Annotated in this window: 14 protein-coding genes; 13 read left to right on the top strand and 1 reads right to left on the bottom strand. The window is 36.4% G+C overall.

Going from position 1 to position 14,774, the window contains the following annotated elements:
• Positions 1-49: 49 nt before the first annotated feature.
• Positions 50-946 carry a helix-turn-helix domain-containing protein gene (locus tag CRO54_RS13845; protein ID WP_097132669.1) on the bottom strand — a complete coding sequence of 299 codons (897 nt, stop codon included), beginning with the start codon at positions 944-946 and terminating at the stop codon, positions 50-52.
• Between the two features lie 595 nt (positions 947-1,541).
• On the opposite strand from CRO54_RS13845, the gene spt reads away from it, so the two are divergent.
• The 13 genes from spt to CRO54_RS13780 all read left to right on the top strand — a co-directional run bounded on the left by spt (position 1,542) and on the right by CRO54_RS13780 (position 14,698).
• Positions 1,542-2,747: a serine palmitoyltransferase gene (spt, locus tag CRO54_RS13840; RefSeq protein ID WP_097132668.1), complete on the top strand. Its 1,206-nt coding sequence runs from the start codon at positions 1,542-1,544 to the stop codon at positions 2,745-2,747.
• 1 nt (position 2,748) lies between these two features.
• Entirely contained in the window at positions 2,749-3,870 is a 1,122-nt protein-coding gene (locus CRO54_RS13835) for a hypothetical protein (RefSeq protein ID WP_097132667.1), read from the top strand.
• Positions 3,871-3,876: 6 nt separating this feature from the next.
• Positions 3,877-4,869: an NAD-dependent epimerase/dehydratase family protein gene (locus tag CRO54_RS13830; protein ID WP_097132666.1), complete on the top strand. Its 993-nt coding sequence runs from the start codon at positions 3,877-3,879 to the stop codon at positions 4,867-4,869.
• A 121-nt stretch (positions 4,870-4,990) separates the two neighbouring features.
• Positions 4,991-6,304: an inositol-3-phosphate synthase gene (locus tag CRO54_RS13825; RefSeq protein ID WP_097132665.1), complete on the top strand. Its 1,314-nt coding sequence runs from the start codon at positions 4,991-4,993 to the stop codon at positions 6,302-6,304.
• A 289-nt stretch (positions 6,305-6,593) separates the two neighbouring features.
• Positions 6,594-7,049 carry a phosphatidylglycerophosphatase A family protein gene (locus tag CRO54_RS13820; RefSeq protein WP_240775109.1) on the top strand — a complete coding sequence of 152 codons (456 nt, stop codon included), beginning with the start codon at positions 6,594-6,596 and terminating at the stop codon, positions 7,047-7,049.
• Between the two features lie 4 nt (positions 7,050-7,053).
• Positions 7,054-7,428, top strand: a complete 375-nt coding sequence (locus tag CRO54_RS13815; RefSeq protein ID WP_097132663.1) for a GtrA family protein — start codon at positions 7,054-7,056, stop codon at positions 7,426-7,428.
• Positions 7,429-7,430: 2 nt separating this feature from the next.
• Entirely contained in the window at positions 7,431-9,992 is a 2,562-nt protein-coding gene (locus CRO54_RS13810; RefSeq protein WP_097132662.1) for a DUF5686 and carboxypeptidase-like regulatory domain-containing protein, read from the top strand.
• Between the two features lie 52 nt (positions 9,993-10,044).
• Positions 10,045-11,325 (top strand): DUF4833 domain-containing protein, encoded by a 1,281-nt coding sequence (locus CRO54_RS13805; RefSeq protein ID WP_097132661.1) that lies wholly within the window; start codon positions 10,045-10,047, stop codon positions 11,323-11,325.
• A 4-nt stretch (positions 11,326-11,329) separates the two neighbouring features.
• Positions 11,330-11,953 (top strand): sterol desaturase family protein, encoded by a 624-nt coding sequence (locus CRO54_RS13800; RefSeq protein WP_097132660.1) that lies wholly within the window; start codon positions 11,330-11,332, stop codon positions 11,951-11,953.
• Positions 11,954-12,115: 162 nt separating this feature from the next.
• Entirely contained in the window at positions 12,116-13,060 is a 945-nt protein-coding gene (locus CRO54_RS13795; protein ID WP_097132659.1) for a phosphatase PAP2 family protein, read from the top strand.
• Positions 13,060-13,494, top strand: coding sequence for a GNAT family N-acetyltransferase (locus tag CRO54_RS13790; RefSeq protein WP_097132658.1), 435 nt, complete (start codon positions 13,060-13,062; stop codon positions 13,492-13,494). Before CRO54_RS13795 ends, CRO54_RS13790 begins: the two co-directional genes overlap by 1 nt.
• Positions 13,495-13,557: 63 nt before the next feature.
• Positions 13,558-14,136 (top strand): YdeI/OmpD-associated family protein, encoded by a 579-nt coding sequence (locus CRO54_RS13785; protein ID WP_097132657.1) that lies wholly within the window; start codon positions 13,558-13,560, stop codon positions 14,134-14,136.
• 4 nt (positions 14,137-14,140) lie between these two features.
• Entirely contained in the window at positions 14,141-14,698 is a 558-nt protein-coding gene (locus tag CRO54_RS13780; protein WP_171047915.1) for a DUF4256 domain-containing protein, read from the top strand.
• The last annotated feature ends 76 nt before the right edge of the window (positions 14,699-14,774 follow it).

Below are 14,774 nucleotides of genomic sequence, written 5' to 3'. Positions count from 1 at the left end.
TTTACCCCATTATTTTGCAAAAACACAGCTCCTTAAAACTTTATTTCATCTAAAAAGGAGGGTTAATCGCAATAGTACTATTAGACCTATAAATGGATGGAGAAATACCAGTGTACTTTTTGAAAAACTTACCAAAAAATGATTGGTCGCTAAACCTCAACTCATCCGCAACTTGCGATACATTCATTACATGAGAAGAAAGCAACACCTTTGCTTCATTAATCACCATCTCATCGATAATTTCTCCAGCCGTTTTCCCAGTCACCTGTTTTACCACTTGAGATAAATGCCTAGAGGTTACAAAAAGCTCTTTCGCATAATGCTGCACACGTTTTTCTTCCTTAAAGTTATCGCTTAATAAATTCAAAAAATGAGTAGTTAATTCTTCTTGTCTATTTAATTTTACGGGAATAAAGACACGATACTTACTGTATACAATTAATACCTCATAAAGCACAGAAATAAAACTGTGGCGAATTACATCTCTGAAATGCGGTGTACTGGCTGGAAGATTAATTTTTCTTTTTAATGAGCGAAGCGAAAAAACCATTTCCTCAAACTCTTCGTCATTTAGCGAAAATTTGTGTACTAAATCAGAAGAAAAAAGATGAACTATTTCCGCTCCATTTAAAAAAACACCTTGTTCTTTAAGATACTCTTTTTTGAAGCCCATACTAATGAATTCCAGATCATCAGACATTTCATGCAGCTCACATAAACTTCCAGGTGTAACCAAATACACATCTTTGGCATTCATCGTGTTCTTCACGAAATTGTTCTGGAATACAAAAGAGCCTTTTTGAACCACAATTACAGCAAACGAATTTGATCGAAAAGGTTCATTGAATATCATCAAAGGTTTAATCTCGGCACTAGTGAGCACGTTCATCTTGCCACCATTTACCAAATCCTTTTCCATGCATCTTTGTTCTACTATGCTATTCATATGAAGAAGTTAACTGCTAAAAGAGTAAATTATTATCAGCAAAGGTCGTTAACCAAATCGAAAAAAATAATAAAATATGATTTTATCCCGTTTAATGACATCACTTTAACAAGCTAATCCAAAAATAAAAGTTTTAAAACTCTCTACTTTCACAAAAACTTAGGCAATTGCTCTTTTATCGGCAATCATTAATGGATACGTTGATAAATTTTTTCAATAGTTTTAAGCCTGCACTAGAATTACAAAACTACCAATTAATCAAATGATTAAAATTTAACGTTTTTTACCGTGAATAAGCTGTTAAATGCAGAAAAGAAACAATTAACATTGTTAAACAACTAGCCTTTAAATTTGTTTGCAAAATGTCAGATTTACCAAAATAATACTTTTTGACCAATAAGCCGTACTTTTAAACCACCGCACCAGAAGTAAACTTTTGTTAAATTTGCCAGAATTTATTAATTCCCATTTATTAAATCGTTAAATTTATGTTATCAAAAGAGTAACAAGTTTAACATGACCATAGTCTAACTTCGTATCGAAGTTATTCTTTTGACCACCAGAGGGATTAATATCTAATACACACAGGGACTATATGCGTAAAAAATTACAAGATAGGGTAGCTTCATTTCAAGATGCCAAAAGAATTAAAGAGCAAGGGCTTTATCCTTATTTCCGCTCTATATCTTCTGCGCAAGATACAGAAGTTATCATTGATGGCAAAGAAGTTTTGATGTTTGGTTCGAACTCATACTTAGGCTTAACCAACCATCCAAAAATTAAAGAAGCTGCTCAAAAAGCGATTGAAAAATATGGAACTGGCTGTGCAGGCTCTAGATTTTTGAACGGCACACTTGATATCCACCTTGAATTGGAACAAAGATTAGCTGCTTATGTAGATAAGCCTGCAGCGGTATTATTCAGTACAGGTTTTCAAGTAAATTTGGGCGTAATTTCTTGCTTATTAGACAGAAACGATTATTTGATTTTAGACGAATATGATCATGCTTCAATTATTGACGGCAGTAGGTTATCGTTCTCTCGTTCTATTAAGTACGCACACAATGACATGAATGATTTACGTGCTAAATTAAGTCGCTTACCAGAAGATGCTGCGAAACTTATCGTTTCGGATGGCATTTTCAGTATGGAAGGCGATATGGTAAACTTACCAGAAATGGTAAAAATTGCCGATGAGTTTGGCGCAAATATCATGATGGATGATGCACACAGTTTAGGCGTTATTGGCTTTAACGGTGCGGGTACCGCTTCTCACTTTAACCTAACTAAAGAGGTTGATTTGATTATGAGTACTTTCAGTAAATCATTAGCTTCTTTAGGCGGATTTATTGCTGCAGATGAAGATACCATCGAATTTATTAAGCACAGAGCACGCTCATTAATGTTTAGTGCAAGTATGACGCCTGCTTCTGTCGCCAGCGTTCTTGCTGCTTTAGACATCATCGAGGCTGAGCCAGAACGTATCGACAAATTGTGGGCAAACACTAATTATGCGAAGAAATTATTATTAGAAGCTGGTTTTGAAATCGGACACCCAGAAAGTCCAATTTTGCCGATTTACATTAGAGATAATGCAAAAACGTTCATCATTACTAATATCTTACAGAAAAATGGAATTTTTGTAAATCCTGTGGTTTCTCCAGCAGTTCCTTCAGATGCATCGTTAATTAGGTTCTCGTTAATGGCCACACATACATTTGAGCAGATAGAAAGAGCTATCGACAAATTGAAGCAAGCATTTAAGGAAGCAAGTGTAGACTTAGTTAAGGCCTCATTATAAAATGGCACAAATTGTAGCCGTAACTGGCAAGAAGTTATTAGCAAAGTTCGTTGATTTTCCTCACGAGCTTTATAAGAACGACCCATTTTACGTACCCGAATTACATATTGCACAACGCGATATGTTAACTCCAGGCAAACATCCTTTTCACGACCATGCTAAGTTACAATTGTTTTTAGCTGTTGAGGGCGAGCAAATAGTTGGCAGAATTGCTGCGATTATTAATGGCAATCATAACGCTACCAAAGGTGTAACAGAAGGTTTCTTCGGCTTCTTCGATACCATCAATGACAAAGCAGTGAGCAGCTTGTTGCTAAACGCAGCTCAAAATTGGTTAAAGGAAAACGGACAGACTTCAGTAATGGGGCCAGTGAATTTCTCTACTAATGATATTTGTGGCTTGCTAGTCAAAGGTTTTGATGGGCCGCCAGTGGCAATGATGCCTTATAATGCACCATATTACTTAGACTTATTGGAGGATTTCGGTTTTACCAAAAAAGTAGATTTAAGAGCTTACAGATACACTACAGGCAATTACGATGATAGGTCGGTTGGTTTGATAGACGGCCTAGAAAATAGACTGAAAAGAAGCAACATCATCATCAGAAAAATAAACTTGAAAAAGTTTAAGGAAGAAGCTGCTGCGTTGAGAGAGGTTTACAATAAAGCTTGGGATCAAAACCTAGGGTTTGTACCTATGACCGATAGAGAATTTGACTACACTGCCAACGATTTAAAATTAGTTTTAGATACTGATTTTTGCTACATCGCAGAACAGGAAGGTAAAATTGTAGCCTTTGCCTTAGCTATTCCAGATATTAACCAAATACTAATTAAAATTAAGCGAGGAAGGCTTTTCCCTACTGGTTTAATCAAATTATTACTAGGCAAAAAGAAAATAAATGGTATCCGCATTATGCTGTTAGGTGTAATTGATGGATATAGAAAAATGGGTATCGAAGCTTGTTTGTACGGTAGAATTATCAAAGCTTTTAAAGCTAGGAATTTTCAATATGCCGAAGCAAGCTGGACGCTAGAAGACAACGACATGGTTAATCGTCCAATTGAAAATATTGGAGGAAAGTTATATAGAGAATATCGAATACTGGAAAAATCGATATAGAAAATTGTGAGCAAAAAGGTACTAATTACGGGCGCTAGTGGATTTGTAGGTTATCATTTAATTGTAACTGCAATTGAAAATGGCTTAGAAGTTTACGCAGCGGTTCGTCCCAATAGCGATATCTCACATTTGAAAGACTTAAACATCAACTATGTTAATTTAAATTTTAGCGCTGTTGATGAACTAAAAGCGGAACTGGAAGAAAAACAGTATGCTTATATTATACATGCTGCTGGCACAACCAAAGCAAAAACCTTGCAAGAATACAACAAGGTAAATGCAGAGTTCAGCAGAAATTTAGCACTGGCTGCATCGCTGGTTAGCTATAAGTTAGAAAAATTTGTATTCGTAAGTAGTTTAGCGGCTATTGGACCTATCGCAGATTTTACTGCCGCTATTAACGATAATGCAATTGCACAGCCCATAACTTTTTACGGATTGAGCAAAAAATTGGCAGAAGAGTATTTGAATAAAATCGAAAATCTTCCGTTGGTTACGGTTAGACCAACCGCAGTTTATGGACCAAGAGAGAAAGATATTTTCATCCTCTTTAAGACCATCAACCAAGGTTTAGAGCCTTACATTGGGAGGTTTAACCAACAGTTGAGCTTCATTTATGTGAAGGATTTGGCAGCAATTATTATCCGCTTTTTAACATCGGAAATTGAACACAGGACCTACAACATTTCTGACGGACTAACTTACGATAGATATGCTTTAGCAGATGGTTTGAAAAAAGCATTGCAGAAGAAAACACTGAAAATGCACATCCCTTTGGGAATTATAAAAGGTTTAGCAGGTTTAATGGATACGATTTATGCGAAAAGCACCAAAACACCAACGCTAAACAAAGAAAAAATAAAAGAGTTAACGGCACCAAATTGGGCCTGTAACATAGAGAATTTAAAGAAAGATTTACAGTTTGAACCTCAATACAATTTAGAACGCGGCTTAGAAGAAACCGTAAAATGGTATAAAGTGAATAACTGGCTGAAATAGGTTGTAAGTAATACGTTTTAAGTTACTAAAACGCTTAACCAGTACTTAAAACTTATAACGTACAACTTAAAACAAATATTAATAGGATAAACACATAATAATAATAAACAATAATTAACAGATGAAAAAGCAAGTAGAAGGAGCCAATGGAAAATTAGGTATCATGATGCCTGGCCTAGGTGCTGTAGCTACCACCATGATTGCTGGTGTAGTTGCCGCTAGAAGAGGTCTATCTAAACCTATTGGTTCTTTAACACAAATGGGCACCATTCGTGTAGGTAAAAGAACAGACAACAACGAGCCTTTAATTAAGGATTTCGTTCCATTAGCAAAATTAGAAGACTTAGCATTTGGTGGTTGGGATGTGTATGAAGATAATGTGTACGATGCTGCAATGAAAGCTAAGGTAATTGATGGTCATCTTTTATATGACATCAAAGACGAATTAGAAGCAATTAAACCTTATAAAGCTGCATTCGACAAGAACTACGTTAAAAACTTAGACGGAACTTACGTTAAAGAGGCTGCTACAAAATGGGAATTGGCACAACAAGTAATTGAAGACATCAAAGACTTTAAAGCTAAAAACAACTGTGAGCGTATCGTATTGGTATGGTGTGGTTCTACTGAGATCTACTTAGAGCCAAGTGCTGTTCACCAAACTTTAGCTGCATTTGAGCAAGGCTTAAAAGATAATGACGCTTTAATTGCACCAAGTATGATTTATGCTTATGCAGCGTTGAAATTAGGCTATGCTTATGCAAACGGAGCTCCAAACTTAACGGTAGATATCCCTGCAATGTTAGAGTTGGCAAAAGAAACTCAAACTCCAGTTGCTGGTAAAGATTTCAAAACTGGTCAAACTTTGATGAAAACTGTATTGGCACCAGGCTTAATGGCTCGTTCATTAGGTGTACGTGGTTGGTTCTCTGACAACATTTTAGGTAACCGCGATGGTTTAGTATTGGATGACCCTGATAACTTCAAAACTAAAGAAGTTTCTAAGCTAGGTGTATTGGAAGATATCTTCAAACCGGAGCAAAACCCTGATTTGTATGGTGATATGTACCACAAAATCCGCATCAACTACTATCCTCCTCACGGTGATAACAAAGAGAGCTGGGATAACATCGATATCTTCGGATGGATGGGCTACAAAATGCAAATCAAGATTAACTTCTTGTGCCGTGACTCAATCTTAGCTGCTCCTATTGTTTTAGACTTAGCTTTATTCTCGGACTTAGCTAAACGTGCTGGAATGAGCGGTATTCAAGAGTGGTTATCGTTCTACTTGAAATCTCCTCAAACTAAAGAAGGATTACGTCCAGAGAACGATATCTTCAAGCAATTGGAGAAATTACATAATACCTTGCGCTATTTCATGGGTGAAGAATTGATCACTCACTTAGGGCTTGATTATTACGATGAAAACTAATCAGAATTTATAAATCTGATTAGAATACAAAACTCAATCGGCAGTGTTTGGACACCGTTTCAAACACTGCCTTTTGAATAGTTACTAGCATTATACCATAAAGAAAGTCAAAGCTTTCTCACCTATTTTAAGTCACCCCAAAACGTTTCCAGTCATTTGTCTTGCGAATGTAATTTGCGCCCAAAAGTAGGAAAACAAACCACTGGAAACTTTAGAATTAAAAAAAGTTTCCATAGTTTTGAGCCATTAAAAAATAGAAATAAATTGCTTTGTAAAAGAAATTGAAACAGTGATATTTCACAAAATCATATCAACTACATTAGGCATAGGCTACATAGGTAAAGGAGCTGGCACTTATGCTTCTATCTTCACTTGTGTGTTATGGTATTATTTACAGCCCAACGGTTATGAGCCAAAACTTGCGCCAATACTAATAACCTTGCTAATTACCCTGCAGGGCGTGCGAAGTGCAAACGAAGTAGAAGTACTTTGGGGCAAAGACCACCAGCGAGTTGTAATAGATGAAGTTGCAGGGATGTGCATTACCTTACTTTTTGTGCCAGTAGAGCCAAAATATGTAATAGCAGGGTTAGTGTTGTTTAGATTTTTTGACATATTGAAACCACTAGGCATACGCAGATTGGAAAAGTGGCCCGGCGGATGGGGCGTAATGGCAGATGATGTTTTGGCAGGGATTTATGCCAATATCGTTTTGCAAATAATAATTTTCTTCAACATATTTTAAGAAGATGTTAACCTTTATAAAAGCACAAGCTTCGTCACTAACGGCAACGTTGGTCGATTACTTAGTCACATGGTTTTGTGTGAGCTTTTTGGGTATCTGGTATGTTGCAGGAAGTGTAACAGGAACAGTTGTTGGTGGCTGTGTAAACTTTTATATGGGGCGTAATTGGGTCTTCAATTCAAGAGAAAAAGACATTAAGCTTCAAATTTTAAAGTACATTTTGGTCTGGTGCGGCAATCTTTTGATTGTAACTACTGGAGTTTACATACTCACTCATTTTTTCGGCATTAACTATTTGCTTTCGAAAATTCTAGTTTCTGGATTGATTGGAACTATTTATAATTACTTCATGCAGAAGCAATTCATTTTCACACAGTAAAAATGAAACATACATATAAAACAATAATATATGCACTAACATTTTTTAGTGCCACTGTAATAGGTATATCATCGGCATTTGCCCAAAAAACCGTTATTACAGGAACAGTTAGAGACGCTGTAACTAAAGAAACACTCCCTTATGTATCTATTTTCTTTAATGATACCCGCTTGGGAACTCAATCAGATTTAGACGGAAATTTCAAAATCAGCACTAATGAAGATTACAACAAACTGAAGTTTAATTACGTTGGCTACGATGTTTTATACAAGACAATAATGGTTGGGCAAACCCAAAAATTAGATGTCTTGCTGAAATCAAATGCACAATCTTTAAACGAGGTTACTATTATAGCAGGCAAAAAAGTTAGGTATTCTAACAAGAACAATCCAGCAGTAGAACTGATTAGACAGGTCATCGAGAACAAGGATAAAAATCAGCCTAAAGCTTACGAAACGGTACAATATAAAGAATACGAAAAAATGTTGTTCTCTATGAGCAACGTTTCCGAAAAATTCAAAAGCAAGCGTATTTTCAGAAACTATCAATTCTTATTTCAAGAACAGGATTCGACTAAAATAGGTGGAAAAAACTTATTGCCAATTTACATCCAAGAAAAACTTGCCGACCAGTACTTAAGTTTCTCACCTGATAAAAGCAAGACGGTTGTTTTAGCAGAAAAGCAAGTAGAATTTGATAATAGATTCATCGATAACCAAGGGATGAAAGCTTATTTCGATAGGATGTACCAAAACATCAACATCTACGATAATAATATCTCTGTAATGAGCAACGACTTTTTAAGTCCGATAGCAAACTCTGCCCCTACTTTTTACAAGTTTTTTATTACCGATACTGTTAAAAGTGAAGCTGGCAATATCATTGAGCTTTCATTTACGCCACGTACCAAAGGTGATATGTTGTTCGAAGGAAAGATTTACATCACCATGGATGGCAATTATGCTGTACAAAAGGCAAATTTTGGAGTAAACAAACACATTAACCTCAACTTCGTTAGGGGAATGGAAATTGCATTGGATTTCGAGAAAAATACTGACAGCAGGTATTATCTAAGTAAAAGTAATTTAATTGCCGATTTCGGAATTAGCAAAAACAAAGGAATAGGTTTTACGGGTGAGCGTAGCGTAAGCTACGATCAGTATAAGACAAACGTAGAAATTCCTGACACTGTATTTTCTGGTAAAAAATTAGAAGTACTAGCTGGAGCGACCAAAAGATCAGATACTTTTTGGTCTCAAAACCGCTTGGATTCTATCCCTGCACAACAACTGAAAATCTACAGCAACATTGATACATTGCAGAAACTACCATCTTTCAGAAGAACGGTAAAATTGGTAACTTTTGCATTAGCTGGTTATTGGGATTTCGGGCCTTATGAGGTTGGACCTACCAATACATTCTATAGTTTTAATAATGTAGAAGGTTTCCGTTTACGTATAGGCGGTAGAACAACGCCAGCGCTAAGCAAACGCTTTTATTTCGAGAATTATGCTGCCTATGGATTTAAAGATGAGAAATGGAAGTTCTTTTTATCGGGAACTTATTCTTTGAATAATAAATCGATCTATAAATTCCCGCAAAATTATATTAGAGCTAGTTTCCAAAGAGATACCAAAATACCAGGACAAGAACTACAGTTTGTACAGGAAGACAACTTCTTGCTGTCATTTAAACGTGGTGTAAACGACATGTTGTTGTACAATGATTTTTATCGCTTAGATTACGTAAAAGAGTTCGAAAATCGTTTTTCTTACACCGTAGGCTTTAAAAAATGGGCTCAAACTCCAGCTGGTGGATTGATATATACCAATGCAGCTACAAATACCGACATCACACGTCTTAATACAACAGAGCTTAGTGTCGGTTTAAGGTATGCAAAGAATGAAAAATTCTACCAAGGTAAGATTTACCGCACACCTATCATCGATAGATACCCTATCTATAACTTAAGGTATACGGCTGGTATTAAAGGTTTCTTTGGTGGCGAATACAATTACCACAATATCATGGCAAGTGTAGATAAACGCTTTTATTTATCGCAGTTAGGCTTTAGTGACGTAAGAGTAGAAGGTGGATATATCATAGGAAAACTGCCTTTCCCTTTATTGGCGGTACATCGTGCCAACCAAACTTATGCTTATCAGCTCAATTCATACAACTTGATGAACTTCTTAGAGTTTGTCAGCGATAGATATGCCGCAATAAATATCGACCATAATTTTAACGGATTCTTTTTAAATAAGATACCTTTGTTAAATAAATTGAAATTAAGAGAAATTGTTTCTTTCAAAGCAATTTATGGTGGATTGAGAGACGAGAATAACCCAGAGAAAACAAACGATGGTGTTTACAAGATGCCGACCTACGAAAATGGCTTGCAAAGAACTTACTCGTTAAGCAAAGAGCCTTACATGGAAGGTAGTGTTGGTTTGGGAAATATTTTCAAAGTTTTGAGAGTAGATTTGGTAAAGAGATTTAACTATCTCGATAACCCAGAAGTTAGTGAATGGGGCATTAGAGCTAGGGTTAAACTAGATTTTTAAAAATAACTCGTCAAAGTTTCCATCTGACAAATAAAAAGAATAAACAAAACAGATGAAGTTAAGAGATAACCTTCAACAAGGTATTTATAAAGTAATTAACCCTTTTGTTAAGGGATTGATTAAAATTGGGCTGACCCCAAACATGGTAACCACTATTGGTTTACTATTGAACATTGGTGTAGCTGTAATTTTTGTTATTGGTGCAGAAAAATCTAACCGTGGCGAATTAGAATACGTAGGTTGGGCTGGTGCACTGGTATTATTTGCCGGACTTTTCGACATGCTCGATGGTCAGGTAGCACGATTGGGAAATATGAGCTCTAAGTTTGGCGCCATGTACGATTCTGTACTAGACCGTTACAGCGAAATGGTAATGTTTTTAGGTATCTGCTATTATTTGGTAGCGCACCATTATTTCTTAAGTTCGTTATTTGCGTTTATTGCGCTAATCGGCTCAATGATGGTAAGCTATACTCGTGCTCGTGCCGAAGGTTTAGGCGTAGAATGTAAAGGTGGTTTAATGCAACGTCCAGAGCGAGTTGTAACTATTGGTGTTTTTGCCATTGCTTGCGGTGTGGCTTATAATTTCTTAGGTGCCGATTACAAGATCTTCATACCAGGAATTAAGTTTCATGTTTTCGAAACCATGAGCATTTTCACTTTGCCAATTACTTTAATGGCAATTATGACCAATATCACGGCAGTAAACAGATTGAGAGAAGCGAAAAAAGCTTTAGACGCTAAGGAGTTTCCTAAAACGAGCAACAAAGCAGCTGTAATTGTTGGCTTAGTGCTATTTGCTGGCTTAGGGTTTTCAAATTCGACAACTTTAAAAGCTCAAACAGGCGATGACCCATCTCCTTTGACTTTCCCTACGCCTAAAAACATCAGTAATCAGTTATTTTACGTGCAGCGGGACCCTAATATCAATACCATTATTTGCCAATTAAATGTTGATGAAGATGGTAATTTGATAAAGGAACATCCGGTGAATGTATTTTGGATGCGTTATGCTGATAAAGAAGGCAAAAAAGATTTGAACTATATCCAACGTAAGTTTGCTTACGGAATTCAAACCAAGGATATTGGAAACGGCAACTACGAACTGCGTTTCGTTTCGTACAAAAAATTCCCTCTATTATTAACCAAATCTACAACAGATAAAAAATATCATGTTTATGCAACTGCAAACAACAAAAAGATATTGTTGGACAGGATTTTCTTGAGAATAGAAGGTGGTACATTTTGGGTGCCCAATGTTAAATATGTAGAAATAAAAGGTTACGAGGCTGGCAATCCAACAAAAGCAATAACCGAAAGAATAAAAGTATAATATCATGGCAAAGAATTTTATCTCAAATTCTAGCGAGTCTACAAGGATGTTCAAAAGCGACTTGCTAGAACCACTTTCTAAAGTAAAATATTACGTACCCCTAATTATATTCCTTCCACTTATAGCTTTCTTAGTGTGGAAAGCCATTTTTGATATACAAACTCCAATTTTAGAGTTTTTTGGATGGTTAGCTTTTGGTCTTTTTATCTGGACGATCACAGAGTACATTATGCATCGTTGGGTTTTCCATTTTTACCCTACAGCTGGCTGGGCAAAACGTATTCATTTTATTTTTCATGGCGTACACCACGATTATCCTAATGATGCAAATCGTTTGGTAATGCCACCATCGGCCAGTATTCCCTTGGCTTTAGCTTTTTGGTTTCTATTCGATTGGCTTTTACCAGAGACGAAAATCTATTCGTTTTTTATAGGCTTTATTGGCGGATATTTATTTTACGACATGGTGCACTATGCACTTCATCATGCCAATTTTAAAAGTGGATTATGGAAAAGGTTGAAACATCATCACATGTTACACCATTACCAAGATGCATCTAAAGGTTTCGGCGTAAGCTGGATGTTTTGGGATGGGATATTTAGGTCAGGATTTGATAAAAATAAATAAAACCCTCTCTGCCCGTTGGGCATCTCTCCCAGAGGGAGAGAGTAGCATTATGCTTATAAAACCTTGTATTTCTCTCCCTCTGGGAGAGATGGCGTAGCCAGAGAGGGTAAATAAAATTACTCGTACGGGCGAATTATTTTTCGTCCCAACAAATAAAAATAAATGACATCAGAAATCCCCGCTGAGGATAGAAAAAGAAACCTTAAAAAAGATTTACCATTAACGCTTGGTATCTCCGCATGCTACTTAGTTCTTTCTTATTTTTTGGTAGGCTATAAAACAGACCAACTGGTACTAATAAGCATATTTAACCTGCTTTATTATGTATCTGCCATTACCAGAAAGTTCATCATAGGCTTTTCCATCTTCATCGTATACTGGATTATCTATGATTACATGAAGGCTTTTCCGAATTACAATTACAACATTGTACATATCGAAGACCTTTACAACTTCGAAAAGAGCGTTTTCGGGATAGAACAAGCAGGTAAATTACTTACACCAAACGAATACTGGTTACTACATACCAACTCTTTTTTAGATGTACTTACGGGCTTCTTTTATTTAATGTGGGTACCAGTGCCACTGGCATTTGCAGCTTTCCTTTTCTTTAATAACGAAAGAAGAAACTTCTTAAACTTCCTGCTTACTTTTGTTTGGGTAAACCTATTAGGCTTCGTGGTTTATTACCTCTACCCTGCCGCACCGCCTTGGTATGTACAACAGCACGGCTTTGAATTTATTGCAGGTACGCCTGGAAATACCGCTGGTTTAGTGCGTTTCGACAATTTCTTTGGTATCGAACTTTTTAAATCTATTTACAGCAAAGGTTCAAATGTATTTGCTGCAATGCCTTCTTTACACTCTGCCTATCCCCTAATTGTGGTGTATTACGGAGCAAAAGGTAAATTCCGTAAAGCGAATATCTTTTTCATTACTGTAATGGTTGGAATTTGGTTTGCTGCAGTTTACACGAGCCACCATTATTTGGCCGATGTATTGGCAGGTATCACTACAGCAATCATCGGAATATTTTCATTCAACTGGTTAAAAGAAAGAAAACCTTTAGCTAACTTTATACAAAGTATGCTAAAATTGATTTCTTAATGGAGATTATCCAGCTCAAAAGTATTACAGAAACTGAAGCCCTAGAAATTCATTCTTTATCCAATCAATTGGGTTATGCAAATGATTTTGATTCATTATTAGGCAGGTTAAAGGAAATCATCACACTAAAAGACCATACAATTTTTGTAGCCAAAGCTGATGATAAAATTGTTGGCTGGCTTCATTGTTTAGTTTGCATGCGTGTAGAAAGTCCGTTATTTGTTGAAGTAACAGGATTGGTGGTAGATGAAAATGTAAGAGGCAAGCAAATTGGCAAAAAACTGATTGAAGCCAGTAAATCTTGGAGCCAAGACCGAGATATTTCAATTATGCGCATTCGTTGTAATGTGTTACGCACCGAAAGCCATAAGTTCTATAAAGCTTTGGGTTTCTCTAGCAGCAAAGAGCAAAAGGTTTTTGAACTGTCTCTATAATTGATAATTCATTTGCCTTCAAAAATTCCCTAACTTTAGTCTTCAAAAACCAAATAATTGAAGATGAACCCCAAAGTCGATATATTTTTAAGCAAGTCAGACAAATGGCGGGAAGAATTTGAAGCATTAAGAACCATTGTGCTAGAATGCGGATTAACTGAAGAACTAAAATGGGGTCAACCTTGCTACAGCTTTAACAAAAGCAATATCGCTATCATACAGGGCTTTAAAGAATACTGTGCCTTATTGTTTTTCAAAGGAGCTTTATTAAGCAATGCTGATGGTTTGCTGATTCAACAAACAGGTCATGTACAATCAGCACGTCAAATACGATTTACCGACGCTAAAGAAATTTGGACGGTAAAACAGGAAATCAAAAATTACATCTTCGAAGCTATTGAAGTAGAGAAGGCAGGCTTAAAAGTAGAGATGAAAAAAACCTCAGACTTTGAAGTTGCAGAAGAATTTCAACAAAAGCTAAAGGCTCTTCCTGCTTTGCGAATTGCATTTGAAGCATTAACCCCAGGTAGACAAAGGGCTTATTTGTTCCATTTTTCGGAAGCAAAACAATCTAAAACACGAAGCGCCAGAGTTGAGAAGTATATTCCGCAAATTCTTAGCGGCAAAGGCATAAACGATTAATATCATGAGCAAAAAATTATCATCACAACAAAGCGAAGAGTTATTAAGCATCTTGAAAATCCGCTTCGATAAAAACATGAAGCGTCACGAAGGTTTAGATTGGGGCAAAGTAGAAGAAAAACTAAATGCCAAACCCGAAAAGTTATGGTCCTTAAATGAAATGGACATTACAGGCGGCGAACCAGATGTAGTTGGCTACGACGAAAAAACTGGAGAGTTTATTTTTTACGATTGTGCTACAGAAAGTCCAAAGGGAAGACGAAGTGTTTGCTTTGACCACGAAGCATTAGAAGCAAGAAAAGAGCACAAACCTAACGATAGCGCCATAAACATGGCTACAGAAATGGGCATTGAGCTTTTAACGGAAGAAGAATATAGAAGCTTACAACAATTAGGAGAGTTCGACCTTAAGACCTCAAGCTGGGTACAAACTCCAGAGCAAATTCGCAAGCTTGACGGCGCATTATTTTGTGATCGTCGTTACAATACTGTTTTCGTATATCACAATGGGGCTCAATCCTATTACGGAGCAAGAGCTTTCCGTGGTTCGTTAAGAGTTTAGATTCAGCAGAGAGGAATAATATTTATTCGAAAAAGTAGTAGGAATAATATTAAAACTATTAGCTATATTTAACTGC

Origin of the sequence: Pedobacter xixiisoli, from assembly GCF_900215335.1 — a bacterium.
Classification (GTDB): domain Bacteria; phylum Bacteroidota; class Bacteroidia; order Sphingobacteriales; family Sphingobacteriaceae; genus Pedobacter; species Pedobacter xixiisoli.
Note: the sequence above shows the minus strand (reverse complement) of the source record. Positions and strands in the feature narration are given on the sequence as shown.

What these genes read in the sequence shown, in the direction of transcription:
- CRO54_RS13810 (WP_097132662.1), top strand. Translation starts at nt 7,431, where the DNA reads ATGAAACATACATATAAAACAATAATATATGCACTAACATTTTTTAGT.
- CRO54_RS13815 (WP_097132663.1), top strand. Translation starts at nt 7,054, where the DNA reads ATGTTAACCTTTATAAAAGCACAAGCTTCGTCACTAACGGCAACGTTG.
- CRO54_RS13845 (WP_097132669.1), bottom strand. Translation starts at nt 946, where the DNA reads ATGAATAGCATAGTAGAACAAAGATGCATGGAAAAGGATTTGGTAAAT.
- CRO54_RS13825 (WP_097132665.1), top strand. Translation starts at nt 4,991, where the DNA reads ATGAAAAAGCAAGTAGAAGGAGCCAATGGAAAATTAGGTATCATGATG.
- CRO54_RS13835 (WP_097132667.1), top strand. Translation starts at nt 2,749, where the DNA reads ATGGCACAAATTGTAGCCGTAACTGGCAAGAAGTTATTAGCAAAGTTC.
- CRO54_RS13785 (WP_097132657.1), top strand. Translation starts at nt 13,558, where the DNA reads ATGAACCCCAAAGTCGATATATTTTTAAGCAAGTCAGACAAATGGCGG.
- CRO54_RS13780 (WP_171047915.1), top strand. Translation starts at nt 14,141, where the DNA reads ATGAGCAAAAAATTATCATCACAACAAAGCGAAGAGTTATTAAGCATC.
- CRO54_RS13805 (WP_097132661.1), top strand. Translation starts at nt 10,045, where the DNA reads ATGAAGTTAAGAGATAACCTTCAACAAGGTATTTATAAAGTAATTAAC.
- spt (WP_097132668.1), top strand. Translation starts at nt 1,542, where the DNA reads ATGCGTAAAAAATTACAAGATAGGGTAGCTTCATTTCAAGATGCCAAA.
- CRO54_RS13795 (WP_097132659.1), top strand. Translation starts at nt 12,116, where the DNA reads ATGACATCAGAAATCCCCGCTGAGGATAGAAAAAGAAACCTTAAAAAA.
- CRO54_RS13800 (WP_097132660.1), top strand. Translation starts at nt 11,330, where the DNA reads ATGGCAAAGAATTTTATCTCAAATTCTAGCGAGTCTACAAGGATGTTC.
- CRO54_RS13790 (WP_097132658.1), top strand. Translation starts at nt 13,060, where the DNA reads ATGGAGATTATCCAGCTCAAAAGTATTACAGAAACTGAAGCCCTAGAA.